General features: G+C 74.6%; 14 protein-coding genes and 2 rRNA genes. 9 read left to right on the top strand and 7 right to left on the bottom strand.

Annotated elements, in window-relative coordinates; translation table 11 throughout:
* Positions 1-48: 48 nt before the first annotated feature.
* Positions 49-795, bottom strand: coding sequence for a GntR family transcriptional regulator (locus AC060L_RS00080; protein ID WP_483796592.1), 747 nt, complete (start codon positions 793-795; stop codon positions 49-51).
* A 360-nt stretch (positions 796-1,155) separates the two neighbouring features.
* On the opposite strand from AC060L_RS00080, the gene AC060L_RS00075 reads away from it, so the two are divergent.
* Positions 1,156-1,863, top strand: a complete 708-nt coding sequence (locus tag AC060L_RS00075; RefSeq protein ID WP_483795973.1) for an RraA family protein — start codon at positions 1,156-1,158, stop codon at positions 1,861-1,863.
* A gap of 51 nt (positions 1,864-1,914) precedes the next feature.
* On the opposite strand, the gene AC060L_RS00070 is transcribed toward AC060L_RS00075, so the two are convergent.
* Genes AC060L_RS00070 through AC060L_RS00060 form a run of 3 tightly spaced genes read right to left on the bottom strand, consistent with a single transcriptional unit; the run spans position 1,915 to position 4,879 of the window.
* A complete protein-coding gene (locus AC060L_RS00070) occupies positions 1,915-3,240 on the bottom strand; it encodes a cryptochrome/photolyase family protein (protein ID WP_483795972.1) in 1,326 nt (441 codons plus the stop codon).
* Complete coding sequence (locus AC060L_RS00065; protein WP_483795970.1) at positions 3,237-4,073, bottom strand: DUF1295 domain-containing protein; 837 nt, start codon at positions 4,071-4,073, stop codon at positions 3,237-3,239. Before AC060L_RS00065 ends, AC060L_RS00070 begins: the two co-directional genes overlap by 4 nt.
* Complete coding sequence (locus AC060L_RS00060) at positions 4,070-4,879, bottom strand: DUF1365 domain-containing protein (RefSeq protein ID WP_483796591.1); 810 nt, start codon at positions 4,877-4,879, stop codon at positions 4,070-4,072. Before AC060L_RS00060 ends, AC060L_RS00065 begins: the two co-directional genes overlap by 4 nt.
* Before the next feature lie 270 nt (positions 4,880-5,149).
* Between AC060L_RS00060 and AC060L_RS00055 the strand changes: the two genes are divergently transcribed.
* The 7 genes from AC060L_RS00055 (at position 5,150) to AC060L_RS00025 (ending at position 15,029) form a co-directional block, all read left to right on the top strand.
* Positions 5,150-5,698, top strand: a complete 549-nt coding sequence (locus AC060L_RS00055; RefSeq protein ID WP_483795968.1) for a hypothetical protein — start codon at positions 5,150-5,152, stop codon at positions 5,696-5,698.
* A gap of 375 nt (positions 5,699-6,073) precedes the next feature.
* The gene (locus AC060L_RS00050) at positions 6,074-6,268 is read left to right on the top strand and encodes a thiazolylpeptide-type bacteriocin (protein WP_483795966.1); all 195 of its coding nucleotides are present in this window, start codon (positions 6,074-6,076) and stop codon (positions 6,266-6,268) included.
* Positions 6,269-6,470: 202 nt separating this feature from the next.
* On the top strand, positions 6,471-9,155 hold the full coding sequence (locus AC060L_RS00045; protein WP_483795964.1) for a lantibiotic dehydratase: 2,685 nt from the start codon (positions 6,471-6,473) through the stop codon (positions 9,153-9,155).
* Between the two features lie 35 nt (positions 9,156-9,190).
* Complete coding sequence (locus AC060L_RS00040) at positions 9,191-10,420, top strand: hypothetical protein (RefSeq protein WP_483795963.1); 1,230 nt, start codon at positions 9,191-9,193, stop codon at positions 10,418-10,420.
* The gene (locus AC060L_RS00035; protein ID WP_483795962.1) at positions 10,417-12,300 is read left to right on the top strand and encodes a hypothetical protein; all 1,884 of its coding nucleotides are present in this window, start codon (positions 10,417-10,419) and stop codon (positions 12,298-12,300) included. The genes AC060L_RS00040 and AC060L_RS00035 overlap by 4 nt, the downstream gene beginning before the upstream one ends.
* Positions 12,297-14,291 carry a TOMM precursor leader peptide-binding protein gene (locus tag AC060L_RS00030; RefSeq protein ID WP_483795961.1) on the top strand — a complete coding sequence of 665 codons (1,995 nt, stop codon included), beginning with the start codon at positions 12,297-12,299 and terminating at the stop codon, positions 14,289-14,291. Before AC060L_RS00035 ends, AC060L_RS00030 begins: the two co-directional genes overlap by 4 nt.
* 69 nt (positions 14,292-14,360) lie before the next feature.
* Positions 14,361-15,029, top strand: a complete 669-nt coding sequence (locus AC060L_RS00025; RefSeq protein ID WP_483795959.1) for a DUF1707 SHOCT-like domain-containing protein — start codon at positions 14,361-14,363, stop codon at positions 15,027-15,029.
* A gap of 16 nt (positions 15,030-15,045) precedes the next feature.
* Here the strand turns inward: AC060L_RS00025 and AC060L_RS00020 are convergent, their stop codons facing one another.
* The gene (locus tag AC060L_RS00020; RefSeq protein WP_483795957.1) at positions 15,046-15,783 is read right to left on the bottom strand and encodes a tyrosine-protein phosphatase; all 738 of its coding nucleotides are present in this window, start codon (positions 15,781-15,783) and stop codon (positions 15,046-15,048) included.
* Positions 15,784-16,028: 245 nt separating this feature from the next.
* On the opposite strand from AC060L_RS00020, the gene AC060L_RS00015 reads away from it, so the two are divergent.
* Entirely contained in the window at positions 16,029-16,973 is a 945-nt protein-coding gene (locus AC060L_RS00015; protein WP_483795956.1) for a DUF5996 family protein, read from the top strand.
* A gap of 61 nt (positions 16,974-17,034) precedes the next feature.
* On the opposite strand, the gene rrf is transcribed toward AC060L_RS00015, so the two are convergent.
* A 5S ribosomal RNA gene (rrf, locus tag AC060L_RS00010) occupies positions 17,035-17,151 on the bottom strand.
* Positions 17,152-17,235: 84 nt separating this feature from the next.
* Positions 17,236-17,360: ribosomal RNA gene (locus tag AC060L_RS00005) — 23S ribosomal RNA — on the bottom strand; the annotation flags it as partial.

Raw genomic sequence — 17,360 nt, 5'->3', positions numbered from 1 at the left:
CTCAGGTGCTGCTCAGGTGCCCGCTCGGGTGCCCGCCCCGACGCCCGCTCAGGTGCTCTGCCAGAGCGGCAGCGCGGGCGCCCCCACCGGGAGCAGGTGCTTCGCGGCCAGCAGCGGCACCCGGCCGGCCCGCACGGTCTGCGTGATCAGGATCGCGGGCGTGTCGGCCGGCCGCTCGAACTGCTCACCGCGCTGCTCGCCCAGGATGCTGGCCGCGACCGTGCTCGCGCTGCGCAGCCGCAGGCCACGGCCGTGCCGCAGCACGGTGTGCAGCATGCTCCGGCTCGCCTCCCGCGCCCCCGCCACGGCCTCGGCCAGCCCCGGCACCGCCGCGTCGAGCGTGCGGTCGGCCGCCGACCACTCCTGGGCGAGGCAGACCGGCAGGCCGTCCAGCTCGATCAGGCTCTCCCAGAACCAGGCCCGGCCGTCGACCGGCAGCAGCAGCCGGGCCAGCGAGAACTCGGTCGGCGCCTCCCGCACCCGGCGCACCGGCACCGTCCGGGCCGGCTGCCCGGCGCCGAGCAACTCCTCCATCGGCAGCAGCCGCTCGAAGCCGCGCTGCCGCGGCTGCTCGCGCACCGTGCGCCCGACCCCGCGCCGCACGTCGATGACGCCGTCCTCCTGCAGCAGGATCAGCGCCTCGCGCAGCGCGGGCCGGCTCACCCCGAGGTCGGCGGCCAGCCTCGGCTCGGACGGCAGTTGTGAACCGGGCGGGTAGACGCCCCGCTGGATCGCCTCGATCAGCCGCTCGTAGAGCGCCACCACCGGCCGCTGCCGGCCGGGCTCGCCCGTCATCGTCGAGTTCCCCTCCTCCACGCGGAAAGACTCCTGGTCGTCCCGGCCAGGCTACCGGCTGGTAGATCACTTGTCAGACAAGTGCGGCCGCCTCAGCGATCCCCACTCCCCGCGGCGGCGCCCGGGGCCTGTCGTCAGACCCCCTTCGTCGCCCGCAGGGCGGCTTGGCGGCGTCAGGTGCGTGCTCTCGGCGTGCCGGGCATGGGCCCTCGTACTGGGTCGTACTTGGGTCTGTGCCCGGTGCGGCGAGAGTGCGTGCATGGCGTCGCCGAGCAGAAGGGGGTCTGACGACAGGCCCTGGCGGAGAATGAGCCGACCGGCGCAGACCGGCGCAGACCGAAGGCGGAAGGACGCACGAGGATGGACCAGCACGAGCTTCACAAGCGGTTCGAGACCCTGACCACCGCGCATCTGGCGGACGCGTGCCTGCGCGCCGGCGTCCCGGTGCGCTGCGGGCCGAGCGGACTGCGCGCCGTCGGGCCGGGCAACCGGCTGGCCGGCCGGGTCGCGCCGGCCCGGCACGTGGGCAGCGTCGACGTCTTCCTGGAGGCGTTCGAGACCGCCGCCGCCGGCGACGTGCTGGTGGTCGACAACGGCGGACGGCTCGACGAGGCGTGCGTCGGCGACCTGGTGGTGCTGGAGGCCCAGGGTGCCGGGCTGACCGGCGTGGTGATCTGGGGCCTGCACCGCGACACCGCCGACATCCGGGCGATCGGCCTGCCGGTGTTCAGCCTCGGCGCGCTGCCGACCGGCCCGCAGCGGCTCGACCCGCGCCCTGACTCCGTGCTGACCTGGGCCTCGATCGGCGAGTGGACGGTCGATCGGCAGGACCTGGTGCTCGCCGACGAGGACGGCGTGCTCTTCCTGCCGGCCGACCGCGCCGCCGAGCTCCTCACGCTCGCGGAGGGGATCCGCGACACCGAGCGCCGCCAGGCCGAGCGGATCCGCGCGGGCGTCTCGCTGCGTGGCCAGGTCGGCTTCGAGGGGTACCTGGCGGCGCGGCGCGAGACTCCGGAGCTGACCTTCCGCGAGCACCTGCGCACGGTCGGCGGCGCGATCGAGGAGTAGCGCCCGCGCGGCTCAAGGGGTCGGCGCGGCGCGGAGCGGATGGCGGCTGCGTCAGTCCAGCCCGCGCCCGGCCCGGAGCCGGGCCGAGAGCGCCTGCGGATCGACGATCGGCGCCGGGTAGTGCGGCCGGTCGGCGAGCAGCCACGGCCGGTGCACGCTCCGCCCCGGCAGGTGCGCCAACTCCGGCACCCAGCGCCGCACGTACGCGCCGTCCGGGTCGAAGCGGTCGGCCTGGACCAGCGGGTTGAGCACCCGGTTGGGCCGGGTGTCGGTCCCGGTCCCCGCCACCCACTGCCAGTTCAGCTGGTTGTTCGCGACGTCCCCGTCGACCAGCAGGGAGAGGAAGTGCCTGGCCCCGATCCGCCAGTCCTGGTAGAGCGTCTTGCACAGGAAGCTCGCGGTCAGCAGCCGGGCCCGGTTGTGCATCCACCCCTGCCGGGCGAGCTGGCGCAGCCCGGCGTCCACGATCGGGAACCCCGTCCGGCCCTCCCGCCAGGCCTGCGCCTCCTCCTCGTCGCGCACCCAGCGGTCGCCCTTGCCGCGGTAGTCCTGCCAGGCCACCCGCGGTGCGGCCGCGAGCACTTGGTGGTGGAAGTCCCGCCAGGCCAGCTGCCGGACGAACGCCTCGGCACCCGCGCCGCCGTGCCGTTCGGCCAGCGCGACCAGCTCCGTCGCCGACAGGCAGCCGAAGTGCAGGTAGGGCGAGAGATGTGACGTCGCGTCAGCCGACAGATCGTCATGGAGGTCCGCGTAGCCATCCAGTTCGAACGAGCGCCAGAGCTTGCGCGCCACCGTCTCACCGCCGGCCGGCAGCTCCGGCGAGCTAGGCCGGACCTCGGGAACCGGCTCGCCGCGCAGGCCGTCCGGCACCCGCAGCGCACGTGGCGCGGCCAGCGGCGCCCGGTGCCCGGCCCGTTGCCAGGCGCGGAAGTACGGCGTGAAGACGGCGTAGTGGTCCTTGCCGGCCGGCGTCACCGCACCGGGCGCCGCGACGGTGAGCGAGCCGTCGTGCACCACCAGCCGGTCGCCGAGCCGCTCGCGCAGCGACGCCTCCCGCCGCTGGGCGAAGCCGCTCGCCCCGGCGGCCAGGTGCACCGAGCCGGCGCCGGTCCGCTCGACCAGTTCGGCGACCGTGTCGACGCTCGGACCGCGCCGGACCACCAGCCGGGCGCCGATCCGCCCGAGCGAGGCGTCCAGGTCGGCCAGGCAGTCGGCCAGGAAGGCCAGCCGGTTCGGGACCGCGAAGCCGGTGGCTGCGAGCTCCGGGTCGAGGACGAAGAGCGGGACCACGGCCTCGGCGCTGCTGCGGGCGGCGTGCAGCGCCGGGTTGTCGTGCAGGCGGAGGTCCTGGGTGAACAGGACGACGGCGACGGTCATCGGCGGTTCGGGTGCCTTTCGGGGGACGGACGGCGGGACGGACGGCGGCGTGGCGGCAGCGGCAGGAACCCGCTGGTGCGCTGCGCGTACTCGGCCCACCCGGGCTTCGCTGCGGACAGTTCGCGCTCCAGCATCGGCTTCCCGCTGCCACGGACCAGGAGATACGTCATCAGCAGCGGGCTGAGCACCCAGGCCCACCCGCTCGGCGTGTCGGCGACGAGCAGGAACAGGCCCCACCAGACGCAGGCGTCGCCGAAGTAGTTGGGGTGCCGCGTGTAGCGGCGCAGGCCGCTCTCCAGCAGCAGCCCGCGGTTCGACGGGTCGGCCTTGAACCGGGCCAGCTGCCAGTCCCCGACCGCCTCGAAACCGAGGCCGAGCGCCCACAGCGCGGTGGCCGCCCAGGCCGTCGCGCCGAGCGGGCGGGCCTGGTACTGCGCGGCCTGCACGGGCAGCGAGACGAACCAGACCAGGCCCGCCTGCGACAGGTAGATCACGGTCAGCGCGTACCGCGCCCGCTGCTCGGGCGGTCTGCGGGCCAGCATCCTCGCGTACCGCGGGTCCTCCGGCAGGCCGCGGGCCCGCCACCACAGGTGGGCCGCCAGCCGCACGCCCCAGACGGTGACCAGCGCGGTGACCAGCAGCCGCCGCTGCGGATCGCCGTGCCCGGCCGACAGGCCGTAGCCGGTCAGCGCGACCGCCACGAAGGCCAGCCCCCAGGCCACGTCCACGCCCCGGTGCCGGCCGCTGCGCTGCCCGACGGCGAACGCGGCGAGCAGCACGGCGAGCACCACGCCGAGCGTGACGACCGTGTTGACGCCGAACGCGGCGCTCATCGGGCCTCCCCTGACCGGCCCGGGCAGCGCTCCGGACACCGGCCCGGGCGGCGGCGGCCCGCAAGGCGGCCCGCAAGGCGGCCCGGACTGCGGCCCGGACTGCGTGGCTCGACCGGCAGGCCGCGCAGCCACAGCCGGATCCCCTGGAGGCGGATGTGCAGCGGGACCGCCCAGGTGGCGAACGGGTGCCGGACGGCGGCCCGCAGCAGCTGGAACGCACCGGCCGGCAGTCGCCGCCCGTGCACGGCGGCGGTGAACTCGGTCCGGCCCGCCCGCTCCAGGCTGATCCCGAGCGCCAGCCGCTCGCCCGGCTCGGGCAGCGTCATCCGGTAGCGGCCGTCCACCGGGAAGAACGGGGAGACGTAGAACTCCTTCGGCACCGTCGCCCGGCCGTGCCGGTCCGGGTGGAGCAGGTAGCGGTGCTGCCCGCCGTAGGTGTTGTGCACCTCGGCGACCGTGCAGACGAGCAGGCCCGCGCGGTCGTGGCACCAGTAGACGGTGAGCGGGTTGAAGACGTGACCGAGCGAGCGGGCCTGGGCGAGCATCAGCACCCGGCCGGCGACCGGCTCGACACCGGCCTCGGCCAGGAAGCGGTCGATGTCCTGCCGGAGCGTCAGCCCCGGGGCCGCTTGGTGGTCGGCCGCCCGGAACCGGGCCAGTGGGCGCAGCAGGCCGGGCAGCAGCGGCAGTTCGTCGAGGTCGACCAGCCAGAGGTAGGTGCGGTGCTGGAAGCGGTGCCGCAGGGGCGCGGTCCGCAGATGGGTGATCCGGGTCTCGTAGAGCTCCGCGCCCCACGGGCCGGACAGCGCCCTGCTCGCCGTCCCGGCCCGGACTGCGGTCCCGGCCGTGGCTGCGGCCGTCGCCGCACTCGACTCCGGCGCCGCGCCCGACACCGACTCCGGCTCCGACTCCGCCACGGCAACCCTCCGATCCGCCCCGGCCGCGCCGCGAGCGCAGGCCGGTGGTGCTCGCTCCTTCCCCTGCTTCGGAGCGCTCGGACGAACGGATTGCCCGGAACCCGATCACACCCGGCGTCGGCACTTGCCTTTGGCGAGCGATCGAGTAATGCTGATTACATGATTACATCAGAGGAGCGGGAAGCAGTCCGAGGCTGGTTCACCGGCCGTCTCCCGGAGGACCTGTTCACCGAGCTCGTCGAGGTGTCGGTCGACCGCGAGGAGATCACCGTCATCGGCCGGATCCCGGCCCCCGAGTTCGGCGAGAAGACCTCCGAGGCCGAGCGCGGCGCGGCCGTCGAAGGCCGGATCTCGGAGTTCCGCGAGCGGACCCGGGACGCCCGGATCGCCGTCGCCCGCGAGGCCGAGCACCGCTACGACCGCAAGGTGTCCTGGGGCGTCGAGTGCGACGGCGTCCGGGCGCTCTACACGAACGTCTCCGCACCCGTGATGACCCGCCTCCGCCAGCCCGAGCGCCAGGTGCTCGACACCCTGGTCGAGGCCGGCGTCGCGCGCAGCCGCAGCGAGGCACTGGCCTGGTGCGTGCGCCTGGTGCAGCAGCACTCCGACAGCTGGCTGACCGAGCTGCGCGACTCGCTGGAGACGGTGCGCCGCCTCCGCGCGCAGGGCCCGGACCGGGTGACGACCGACCCGGCGTCGGCCGAATAGGACCGACCGGCAGGGGATATCGACACCTCAGCTGACGCTCTCTGACAACCGGCCCCACTGATGGCGGCCTCCGGTGCCCTGGCACCGGAGGCCGCCATTCGCGCGTTCGCACCCGGCGTGACCTGCGACCTCGCTTCGCGCCCCGCCCGACCGGCCAGTCGGCGGCGGCTCCGACGACCTCGCAGAGTGCGCCGGCGCGGGCCGACGGCACTTGGTCGCCACCGGCGCGGCGGTACATTCGATATCAGCTGAGGTGGACGTTAGCTGATTCACCGCCAGCAAGCATGAGGATGCATCGCACCACGCTGTTCCGCGGACAGCTCGGCCGTGCCGAGGCAACCCCTCGGCCTCCGTCCCCGACCAAGGGAGACCACCATGTCCGACATCACCGCGATCCAGGCCCTCGACCTCACCGACCTGGACCTCGATCTGAGCGACCTGACGGTAACCGCACTGCGCGACGCCGTCGCCCTGCCGGAGAACGGCGCGACCACGCAGAACTGCTCCTGCATGGCATCGTCCTCGTGCATCCCGCCGAACACCGAGTACCCGCACCCGCAGGCTCTGTGACGTCGGCCGACTCGGCTTCCCCATCGGATGAGTGACGGCAGGTCACTCATCCGATGACGAGGAGGGGTTCGGGACCGCCCCAGCCGGGGGCGGTCCCGGACCTGGCGCCGGTGGTGACGGCCGCTGCCACTGCCGCCGCCACCACGCGCGCCGCTAGCACCCCACTGCCGCAACCAGACCGGCCGGACCCGGAAGGAACTCCATGCCGCACCCCACCGGGCCCACGGCCGGCGACCGCTACACCCACACCGTCCACTCCGCTCCGTACGCGCTGGTCCGCGCGACGCTGCTGCGCTACCCGGCGCAGCACCCGTCGGCTGCCGCCTTCCGCTCCGAACTGGCCCGCCTGGTCGGCGTCGAGGAGCGCACCGCCGCCCTGCTGCCCGAGCTCGGCGACGCACTCTACGCCAGTCGCGAGGGCCATTCGGAGGCCTTCCACCGCGAGGTCGTGCTGCCGCTGCGCCGCGCGCTGCACAACGGGCGCCAGGTGCGCCCGGCGCTGCTCGCCCGGCTCGGCGACCTGCCCGAACGGGTCCCTACCGTCGCCGCCTGGCTCGACCTGCGGTCCCGGCGCGAGGCCCTGCTGGCGCGCACCGCCGAGACGGCCGATGCCGCGCTGACCGCCGAACGCGAGGCGCTCGCCGAGCTCTGCCGGCAGCCCGCACTCGCTCGCGCGGTCGCGCTGACCAGCGCCGACCTGCTGCGCGCGATCGAGCGGGCCGGCAGCGGCACGGCCGACCGCAAGGCGCGCAAGGAGGAGCCGACCGTCCTGCGCTACGCGCTGCGGGCGAGCACCAAGACCAGCCCGCTCTCCTGGTTCACCGCCGTCGGCTGGGGCCCGCTGACCGATCCCGACCCGGCGGAGGTGGCGGACGGCGAGGCGGACGGTGAGAGGGGCGAGCACGGCGGTCGAGCGCGGCACGAGGCCGGCTGGCCCGCCACCGCCGCGCCGCGCTCGACCGTCCAAGCCAACCGCACCCTGGTCAGCGAGCTCACCGCCGCGCTGCTGGACTCCCCGCGCCGGCGGGCCGCCCTGCCGCACCGGATGACCAGCACCGCCCGGATCGCCGACGGCCGAGCCGGCTACCTGCGCGATCGCGCGGTGTTCAGCGGCGGACGCCTGCTGGCGGTGGCCGAGGACGAGGTCGCACTGCCCGCTTCGGCCGCGCTGGAGCACGTCGCCCGGCAGTGCCGCGCCGCAGACTCGCCGGCCGAGCTGGTCCGGCTGCTGGACGGCCGGCTCACCGTGCCCGGCGGCCGCCCCGCGCTCGCCGCCTACCTGGAGCGCCTGGTCGGCACCGGGCTGCTGCTGCCGGGCGAACCGGTGGATCCCCAGCACCTCGAACCACTCGCCGAGTTGGCGCGGTGGCTGCGCCGCTGGCCACAGGATGCCGCCCTGGCCGACCGGATCGCCCAAGTCGGCCGCACCACCGGGACGTTCGCGACCTGCGAGGCGGCCCAGCGGCCGGCCCTGCTGGCCGGGCTGGCGGCCGACTGGACCGGGCTGCTGGCCGACGCCGGGCGCCCGGCACCGACCGGCACTCCGCTGGCCGTCCTCACCGAGGACGTGGTGACGGACGAGCCGCTGCCCCTGGACGGCGCCCTGGACCGCGGCGACCACCAGGCACTGCACGAACTCAACGCGCTCACCGAGCTGTTCGACCTCGCCCACCCGATGCGCCGGATCGCGCGCGAGCTCTTCGTGGCCCGCTACGGCGTCGGCGGCAGCTGCCCGCACCCGTGGGACTTCGGCCCGCAGCTCGCGCAGGCCTGGGCGGAGACCGGCCGCCTGGCCGCGACCGGCTTCCGCGATCCGGCCGCAGACCGTTACGGGCTCGGGGAGTTGGCCGAACTCTGGGCCACGCTGCGGGCGACCGTCCACACGGCCGGGACGGACTCCAGGCACGAGCTGGTCCTCCCCGCCGGCACGGTTGCCGAGGCGGCCGCCCTGCTGCCCGCCTGGATGCTCCAACGGCCCACCAGCTACGCCTACTTCGCGCAGCGCGACGCGGCCTCGGGGCTGCTCTGCGTCAACCATGTGCACGGTGGCTGGGGCCGGTTCAGCAGCCGGTTCCTCGCGACGCTCGACCCGGCCGCCGCCGCAGCGGTCGCCGAACAGCTCCGCCGCGGCTTGGGGCCCGGCGCCCGAGCCGTCCAGATCCGGCCGGTCGGCGGCTTCAACGCCAACCTCCATCCACGCCTGGTCGCGGACGAGTTGGGGACCGACCGGCGCTGGGCCGGGATCGAGGAGGCCGACGTCGAGCTGGTGCACGACGAGGCGAGCGACCAGATCCGGGTGCGACTGAGCAGGAGCGGCGAGCTGCTCGACGTGCTCTACAGCGGCTTCCTGGCCCCGATCATGCTGCCGCACCGGCTCGGCCCGTTCCTCAACGACCACCCCGAGGGCGTCGTCGACTTCCGCGCCCTCGTACCGTCCACCCGATCGGCCGCCCCGGGTGGCCCGGTCATCCGCACCCCGCGACTGCGCCACCGGCACCTGGTGCTACACCGGGCCCGCTGGGCACTGGCCGCCGGGACCGTCGAGGCGCTGCGCGCCGATCTGGCGGTCGACGGTCCGATCCCAGTGGCGGCCGTCGCCCGCTGGCGCGCCCGGCTCGGCCTCCCCGAACAGCTCTTCCTGCATCCGGCCGCGGCCGTCCCGGTCGGTCGGCCGACCGAGGACTACCTGAACCAACTGCGCCGGCCCAAACCGCAGCTGGTCGATCTCGGCAACGCCCTGCACCTGCACGCCCTGGGCCGCTGGTTCGCCCGCCACCCGGCCGGCGTGGTGCTGGAGGAGGCGCTGCCCGCCCCGGGCGGACGCGACCGGGCCGGCCGGGCGGTCGAGCTCGTGCTGGAGACGTACCGTGCCGGGCAGTCGAGTTGACCCCGACGGCCCCACACGACCAGGAGGCGACCACCGTGCCCGATCCCGTCACAGATCCCGTCACAGATCCCGTCACCGACCCCACCACCCGTCCGCAGGGCGCCGCCGCCGACGCCCGTGACGCGGGCGCGCGTGACCTGGTCGTCTACTACCGCGACCCGGTCAAGGCTCCGCTGCTGCGCGGTGCCGTCCTGCCGCTCGCCCGGCGCTACGCGGCCCAGGGCCTCGCCGTCCACGTCGAACGGCACTGGCTGCACGGCCCGCACCTGCGGCTTCGGCTCGACGGCCGCCCCGCCCAAGCGGACGCCGAGGCCGCCGCTGCCAACGCCACCGCCGAGGGCGTGCGCGAACTGCGCGACTGGGTCGGCCGCCACCCCTCCCGCCACGAACTGACCGATGATCAGCTGCTCGACCAAGCAGCCGAGGCGGGCCGGGCCGAGCTGATCCCGCCGCCCTACGGCCCGCTGGTGGCCGACAACACGGTCCGGATCGAGCCCGTCGACCGCGGCCCGCTCCGGGCCCTGATCGGCGACGACGGCGCCGCCCTGCGCGACGACCTGCTGCGGCTCGGCCTGCCCGCGCTGGAGGCCGGCGTCGGCTTCCTGGGCGAGCACGGCGACAGCCAGCAGGCCCGGCTCCGGCTCGCGGTGACCGCGCTCGCCGCGCATGCCGGCACGTTCCCCGGTGGAGTCGCCGGCGGCCACTGGTCCTTCCTCTCCCACCTGGAGGACCACCTGCTGCACGCGGACCCGGACGGCAGCCTGCGAGCCGCCTTCGAGGACCGCTGGCAGCGCGCCGGCGACTCGGTCACCGCCCTGGTCGGACGCGTCGGCGGCGGAGGCGGCAGCGGCTGGGAGCAGACCTGGTCGCACTGGTCCGCCGGCGCTTGGCGGCTCACCTCGGACCGGCTGGCGGCCGGCGCCGACCTGCACGGCTCGCCGCTGGAGTACCGGACCCGGGCCGCCGCCACCGGCGACCCGGCCGTACTGGAACGCTGGGACGCCGATCTGCGCACCCGCTACAGCGAGTTCCACCAGCTGCTGCGCCGCTCCGACCCCGATGGCCGGATGTTCTCCCAGCCGGCGTACCTCACCTACCGGGCGGGCACCAACGTCCTCTACCGGATGCTGGCGATCTGCGACGTCCTGCCGCTGGAGCGCTACCTGGCCGCCTACCTGGTGGTCCGCGCGGTACCGGCGCTCACCGGCGTGGACTGGCGCGAGCAGGTGCAGGAGGTCATCGACGTGGTGGAGCAGCCGTCATGACACCGGACGGCACGGACACGGCCCAGCTTGACGACCCGGTTGACGGCCTGCGGCTGCGCCCCGGAGTCGCCGTCACCCCGCTGCGCGACGGCCTGCACCTGCGCGGCCGGCGGACCGCCGTCACGCTGGAGGGCAGCTCGGCGCTCCCGACCCTCTGGCGCGCGCTGGCACCGGCACTGCGCAGCGGCGATCACACGGCCCTGGCCCGGCAGGCGCCCGCCGGCTCGCCGCTCCGGACCGCGCTGACCACGGTGATCGGCCAACTCGACGCGCACGGACTGCTGGTGGCGGACGTGCTGCGCGCACCGGCGGACGGCGCACCGGCCGCCGCACGCTGGCTGGACGCCACCGTGGACCGGCCCGTCACGGCCGCAGCGGCGCTGGCGGGCGCCGACCCGGTGGTGCGGGCCGCCGACCCGCCCGGCCCGCTCGCCCGGGCTGCCGCCCGCGCGCTGGCCCGCAGCGGACCGGCGCCCCGCGTCGAGGCGGCCGAACCCGCCGACGGCTTGCTGCTGCTCACCGCGCGGACCGCCGACGGCCGCACGCTCGCGGTCGCGGCGGGCTTCGGCGGCGCAGCCGACGCAGGACCGACCAGCGGGCCCACGTCCGGCTTCGTCACCCCACACGGCAGCCCGGCACAGGCCCGCGCCGACGCCGCCGCGCTGACCCGCCGCCTGCGGCCGGCAGCCGAACCCGCCGCCGATGCCCCGCCGGCGCGGCCCACCGCTAGGCTCGCCCTGGCCGCACTGCTCGGCGCAGCCGCCGCCCACCGCCTGCTCTGCGCCGTCGCCGAGCTGCCGGACCCCGCCCGCGAGGGCGACGACCAGCGGATCCCGGCCGAGCTGCCCGCCGTACTCGTTGCCGATGCGAATCCCCCGCGCGCCGAGTACCACAGCTGGCTCGGCGCGGCCCTGCCCGGGCACCGACCGGCCACGGCGCCCCCACGAACCCTGAGCGAGGCCTTGCTGCGGCTGACCGCGCTCGGTGACGAGCGCCTCGGTGTGCTCGAACAGCCACAGACCGGGCGGCTGCCGCAGTTGCCCGCCGCTCTGGTCAGCTGTCCCGTGCCGGGTGCGGTGCTGGTCACCGGGTCCGTCCGCACCGATCTGGCCCGACTGGAGGCCGTCTGCCGAGCCGCCGAACTCCAGCTGGCCGCCGAGCAGCCCACCAACTCGCTCACAGACCCGCCCATCGAGCAGCCCACCGTGGGGGCCGATCCCGGGCACGCCCGGGGCCGGGCACTGCGCGCCGCGCTGCTGCGACGAGTCCCGCTGCCACCGCCCGCCGCCACAGCCACCACAGCCGCGAGTGCCTCGGCCACCGCCTGGGCGGCACACCCGCAGGCCCGGTACTGGTGGACCACGCTCACCCGCCGCCTCGGCGTGCCAGCCCGCCTCTCCCTCCACCAACTCGCTCCGGCCGTCCACCTCGCCGTCGTCCGCGACCGGTCCACCGGAACCGTGCTGGGCACCGCGGTAGAGGCGACGACGGCCGACGCCGCCGCGTTCGCCGCACTCGCGGCAACCGCACAGCTGCTGGCCCGACAGGCATCGGCGACAGACCCGCTGACCGAGCGCCAGGAGAGTGCGCCGAACGGAGCCTCGGCCACGCTCGCCACCGCCACGCTCACCACCACCGCCTTGGCCCCGCTGACCGGACCGCAGCACGCAGGCTGGACCACCAGCTGGCTCGCCGCACTGGCCACCCGCGAACCCGCCCTGCAGAGCGCACTCGAGCAGCTGACCGGTCTGCGAACCGTGCCCTGGCAGGCACCCGAACCGTCACCCGCACACCCGCAGCAGACCGCGACAGCGCTGGCCGCCTGCGGCTTCACGGTGCTGCACACCGCCCCCGCCGCCACCGCCGGAGCCCACCGATGACCGCGCCGCCCCAACTCCAGCCCGCGCAGCACACCTTCGCCGAGCAGCTGGCCGCCGACCTCGCGGAGCTCGGCCTGCCGCTGCTCGACCCGGCCACCGCCGTGCGCACCAACACCGACACCGGAGCTGACATCGAGAGCGGCCCGGCCGTCGTGCTGCTGACGGACTGGACGCTCGGCACTGCCGAGGAACTGAGCCGATACGCCCTGCGCCACCCGGTGCGGCTGCTCCCGCTACGGCTGGACGGCGCCCTCGCCGTGCTCGGCCCCGTGCTGCGACCGGGCGCGGCGGCCTGTCTGTGCTGCACCGAGTACCAGCGCCTGGCCACCACCGGCGGCCGGGTACCGCTCCAGAGCCCGCGGCTCGCGCTCGCCGGCGTCGCGCCCCCGGCCCTGCTGGAGCCGCTGGCCCTGCTGGCCGCCGACCTACTCGCCACCGACCCGGGCACCCCACCCTCCGCCGCCCAATTCCCCGCCGCCCCGGACCCGGCCGCCACAGCCACGGTGTACGTCCTGCACACCGGTCGCGCAACCTGGTCCAGTCACCAGGTCCGCCCGATCGGCGGCTGCCCGGTCTGCCGGCCGCTGCCGCCGGACACCGCCCGCGCGGCCCGGCTGCCCACCGGCTCGCGCCCGCTCGCCGACCCGGCCGTGCTGCGCGAGCCCAACTCCCGTACCACCCAGGCCGAGTTGCGCGCCGTCCTGCACGACGAGCGGTTCGGCCCGGTCCGCCGGCTGGTGCGCGCGGAGGGCTCGGCGGGCGCGATCACCAGCGCGCTGCTCAGCGACAGCCGACAGGACGGCGCGGCGGGCCACGGACGCGCCGTCGACTTCGACGGCAGCGAGCGGGTGGCCCTGTTCGAGGGTGTGGAACGGCTGTTGGGGATGCGCCCGTACGGCCACCGGACCGTGCTGCGGTCCGGCTTCGCCGCACTCGGTGCCCGCCGCGCGCTGGACCCCGAGCGGCTCGGCCTGCCCGACCCCGGCTACGACGGGCACCCCGCCTCCTCGACCGTCCCCTACCACCCCCGGCTCGAACTCGACTGGGTGCACGGCTGGTCGCTCACCCGGCGCCGGTCGCTGGCCGTCCCCGAACACGTCGCCTACTGGGACCTACCCCCGACGCCCGACCGGCCCCGGGTGGTCTACGAGTCCTCGAACGGCTGCGGGCTCGGCAACAGCCCCCAGGAGGCGGCCCTCTACGGCCTGTTCGAGGTCGCCGAGCGCGACGCCTTTCTGATGGCCTGGTACGCGGCGACCCCACTGCCCTGGCTCCCGCTGCCCACCGACGATCCCGAGGTCGGCCGCCTGGCCGACCGCGCCGAGCTGGCCGGCTACCGGCTCAGACTGCTGGACGCCACCAACGACCTCGGCATCCCGGCCGTGCTGGCGCTCTGCCGGCTGCGCGGCGAGCACCCGCTGCTGCCCCGCACCCTGCTGGCCGCCGGCGCGCACCACGACCCGCGCGCCGCGATCCGCTCGGCGGTGGCGGAGGTGGTGACCAACGTCCACGAGGCGATCCAGCGGCTGCACTCCACCGACCGGCCGCTCGACCCCGGGCGTCTGCTGCCGATGCTGGCCCGGCCGGAGCTGGTCCGGTCGCTGGACGACCACACCGGTCTCAACGGCCTGCCACAGGCACAGTCCCGGCTGGACTTCCTGTTCGCCGACACCCCGCGCTCCGGGCTGACCGCCCGGCCGGCCGAGCCGGTCACCGACCTCGCCGCCCTGCTGGAGCGGACCGTGCGGCGGCTGGCGGGCCTCGGCCTGGAGGTGATCGTGGTCAACCAGGACGAGGCCGGCCTGCGCGAGCGGCTCGGGCTGCACTGCGCGAAGGTGATCGTTCCCGGCAGCCTGCCGATGACCTTCGGCCACGTCCACCACCGCACCCGCGGCCTGCCCCGGCTGCTGACCGTGCCGCACCGGCTGGGCCGCACCGCCCGCCCGCTGCGCCCCGAAGAGCTGCGCCTGCACCCGCACCCGTTCCCCTGACGGCCCGTGACGGTCCAGGGCAGCGTTCCGGTGTGACCGGTGCGGCGCGCATGGATTATGGTGCCGAGCATGAGCCTGCCGATCTCCCCCGAACCGAAGGACCCCAAGGAGCTGCGGGTCTCGTACGAAGACCGTGAACAGGTCGCCGAGGCGCTGCGGATCGCCGCCGGGGACGGCCGGCTGAGCCTCGAGGAGCTCGACGAGCGCCTGGAGGCGGCCCTCGCCGCCCGTACCTACGCCGACTTCGAGCCGCTGCTGGCCGACCTGCCCGGTCCCGGTGCGGCGGCCCTGGCCGGCCGGCCGATCGCCGGCCCGCCCGCCCCGGCGGCGCCGCCGAAGGAGGTCGTGCAGGTCAAGCGGCTTGGCGGCAACGTGCGTTACGAGGGTGCCTGGGCCGTGCCGAAGCGGCTGGAGCTGGAGGTGCACGGCGGCAACGTGGTCCTCGACTTCACGCACGCCACCGTCGCGACCCCGGTGACCGAGGTGAGCGTGCTCGTCCGCGGCGGCAACCTGCGACTGATCGTGCCGGCGGGCTACGCCGTGGACCTCGACGAGATCGAGATCCACGGCGGCAACGCACGCGACCGCACCACGAAGGACGGGCCGGTGGACGGTCCGATCGTCCACCGCATCGTTCTCACCGGCCAACTCCTCGGCGGGAACGTGAAGGTCCGCCGGTCGCGCGAGCGCCACCGGCGAGGCCCGCTGCGCCGAATGCTGGGCCGGTCGGACTCCTGACGCACCGGCCCGTGCGTCACCGAGCCGTCGGCACCAGCAGCCGCTCGCGCAGCGCCGCGACCAGTTCCCCGTCCACTCCGAGCCACTCGGCGGCGTAGCCGCGCACCGAGCCGTAGCGGGCGGTCAGGTCGGCCAGCACGAGCCGCATCAGCTCGGCCGGGGCCCGGCCGTATCCCGGCCAGCGCAGCGTCCGGTCGGGGTAGTTGGCGTGCCAGTCGGCGACCAGGCGCTCGGTGGCCAGCTCGGTCAGCGCGAAGTCCGCGACGATGTCCTCCTCGTCCACCCCGACCAGGGCGAGGACGAGCATCGCCAGCAGGCCGGTGCGGTCCTTGCCGGAGTGGCAGTGGAAGACCAGTGGAGCGCTGTCCCCGGCGATCAGCTCCAGCCCGGCCCGGATCTCCTCGACACCGTCGTGGGCGACCTCGGAGTACTTCTCGGCCAGGAAGCGCGCCGGGTCGACGTCCGGATCCAGGCCCGCCTGGTCGTACGGCCGGTGTTCGATACTCAGATTGTGGTAGGCAAGCCCCAGTTGCCGCGGAACACGGCCACTGCGCTCGATCTCCCAGGGATACCGGAGGTCGATCACGGTCCGGATACCCAGCGCGCGGAACCGGTCCAGGTCCTCCCCCTGCAGCTTGGCCAGCGAGTCGGAGCGAAACAGCCTGCCCCAGGCCACCGTTCGGCCGTCGGCGGCCTGATAACCGCCCAGATCCCGGAAGTTGTGCAGGCGCTCGAACGCGATGTGTCTCGTCATCCGGCTCACCCTACTGCCCGCCGCCGGGCACCCGACCTCAGGTGCCCGGCCGGTCGGACGTCCACGATCCACGAACGGAGCCGCCGCGCCGAGCCGAGCCGCTCGCGGCAGACGCCACGGGACCACACCCCGGAACCCGCTGCGGATGCGAGCGCGCCGAAGGCCGCCTAGCGTCGGAACCCGCGGCCACTCTGCGGCCGCGCGGCAATCCGTGCACCGCAGCACGACGAACGTAGGGGTTCGGCATGGACCTGTTTCCCCCGATTCCGCTGTCGGAGTGGCGGGACTCCAAGGAGACGCTGCACCGGTTCACCCAGATCGTCGGCAAGATCCGGCTGGCGGGCAGCGTGCGGCGCAACCACTGGTGGAACGTCCCGTTCCACCTCACCGGGCGCGGCATCACGACCCGCCCGATGGGCGGGGCCGCCGGAGGTCCGGTCTTCACCATCGAGTTCGACTTCGTCGCCCACCGGCTGACCGTCGCCTCACTGGACGGCCGGAGCGTTTCGTTCCCGCTCATCGGGCAGTCCGTCTCGTCGTTCTACCGCAGCACGCTCGACGCCCCCGGCGCCATCGGCGCGACGGTGACCATCGCGCGCCCCCACCCGTTCGACCTACCCGACGCCGGCCGGCCGTTCGCCGACGACACGGAACACGCCTCCTACGATCCGTTCTGGGTGAACCGGTACTGGCAGGTGCTCAGCCAGGTCAACCTGGTGCTGGAGGAGTTCTCCGCCGGCTTCGAAGGAAAGATCAGCCCGGTGCACCACTTCTGGCACACCTTCGACATCGCGGTCACCCGGTTCTCCGACCGCGTCATCGATCTGGGCGCGGGAGTCGACCCGGTGACCCGCGAGGCCTACTCGCGCGAGGTCATCAGCTCCGGCTTCTGGTTCGGCGACGAGAAGGTCCCCCGACCGACCTTCTACTCCTACGCCGCGCCGGAACCCGCCGGCCTGGCCGACCGCCCGCTACAGCCCGTGGCAGCACGCTGGGTCGAACAGCGCGGCAGCCACCTCGCCATCCTCGACTACGAGGAGGTCCGCGGCAGCGCGGACCCCCGAGGCACCGTCCTCGGCTTCTACGACTCCGTGTACCGCTCGGCGGCAGACCTCGCCGGCTGGGATCTGGAGCGTCGCGCCTGCCCCGGCGGCGTCACCGACCCGCTGGCCCCACGGACCGGTCGGTGACGGACGGGAAACGCGAAAAAGCCCCTGGCCATTGCTGGCCAGGGGCTTTCCCTGAATGATTGTTCGGCGGCGTCCTACTCTCCCACAGGGTCCCCCCTGCAGTACCATCGGCGCTGTAAGGCTTAGCTTCCGGGTTCGGAATGTAACCGGGCGTTTCCCTCACGCTATGACCACCGAAACACTATGAAACTGTCAACCGCACCACACCGTGACCTTGGTGTGGGGTCGTTGTTTCAGAACAACACAGTGGACGCGAGCAACTGAGGACAAGCCCTCGGCCTATTAGTACCGGTCAGCTCCACCCCTTACAGGGCTTCCACATCCGGCCTATCAACCCAGTCGTCTACTGGGAGCCTTACCCTCTCAAGGAGGTGGGAATACTCATCT

The organism is Kitasatospora sp. NEAU-69 (genome assembly GCF_057158765.1).
This window is presented reverse-complemented; position numbering and strand designations above follow the sequence as displayed.

Coding starts and splice junctions, on each gene's coding strand:
- AC060L_RS00080 (WP_483796592.1), bottom strand. CDS start 795: ATGACGGGCGAGCCCGGCCGGCAGCGGCCGGTGGTGGCGCTCTACGAG.
- AC060L_RS00075 (WP_483795973.1), top strand. CDS start 1,156: ATGGACCAGCACGAGCTTCACAAGCGGTTCGAGACCCTGACCACCGCG.
- AC060L_RS00070 (WP_483795972.1), bottom strand. CDS start 3,240: ATGACCGTCGCCGTCGTCCTGTTCACCCAGGACCTCCGCCTGCACGAC.
- AC060L_RS00065 (WP_483795970.1), bottom strand. CDS start 4,073: ATGAGCGCCGCGTTCGGCGTCAACACGGTCGTCACGCTCGGCGTGGTG.
- AC060L_RS00055 (WP_483795968.1), top strand. CDS start 5,150: ATGATTACATCAGAGGAGCGGGAAGCAGTCCGAGGCTGGTTCACCGGC.
- AC060L_RS00050 (WP_483795966.1), top strand. CDS start 6,074: ATGTCCGACATCACCGCGATCCAGGCCCTCGACCTCACCGACCTGGAC.
- AC060L_RS00045 (WP_483795964.1), top strand. CDS start 6,471: ATGCCGCACCCCACCGGGCCCACGGCCGGCGACCGCTACACCCACACC.
- AC060L_RS00035 (WP_483795962.1), top strand. CDS start 10,417: ATGACACCGGACGGCACGGACACGGCCCAGCTTGACGACCCGGTTGAC.
- AC060L_RS00030 (WP_483795961.1), top strand. CDS start 12,297: ATGACCGCGCCGCCCCAACTCCAGCCCGCGCAGCACACCTTCGCCGAG.
- AC060L_RS00025 (WP_483795959.1), top strand. CDS start 14,361: ATGAGCCTGCCGATCTCCCCCGAACCGAAGGACCCCAAGGAGCTGCGG.
- AC060L_RS00020 (WP_483795957.1), bottom strand. CDS start 15,783: ATGACGAGACACATCGCGTTCGAGCGCCTGCACAACTTCCGGGATCTG.
- AC060L_RS00015 (WP_483795956.1), top strand. CDS start 16,029: ATGGACCTGTTTCCCCCGATTCCGCTGTCGGAGTGGCGGGACTCCAAG.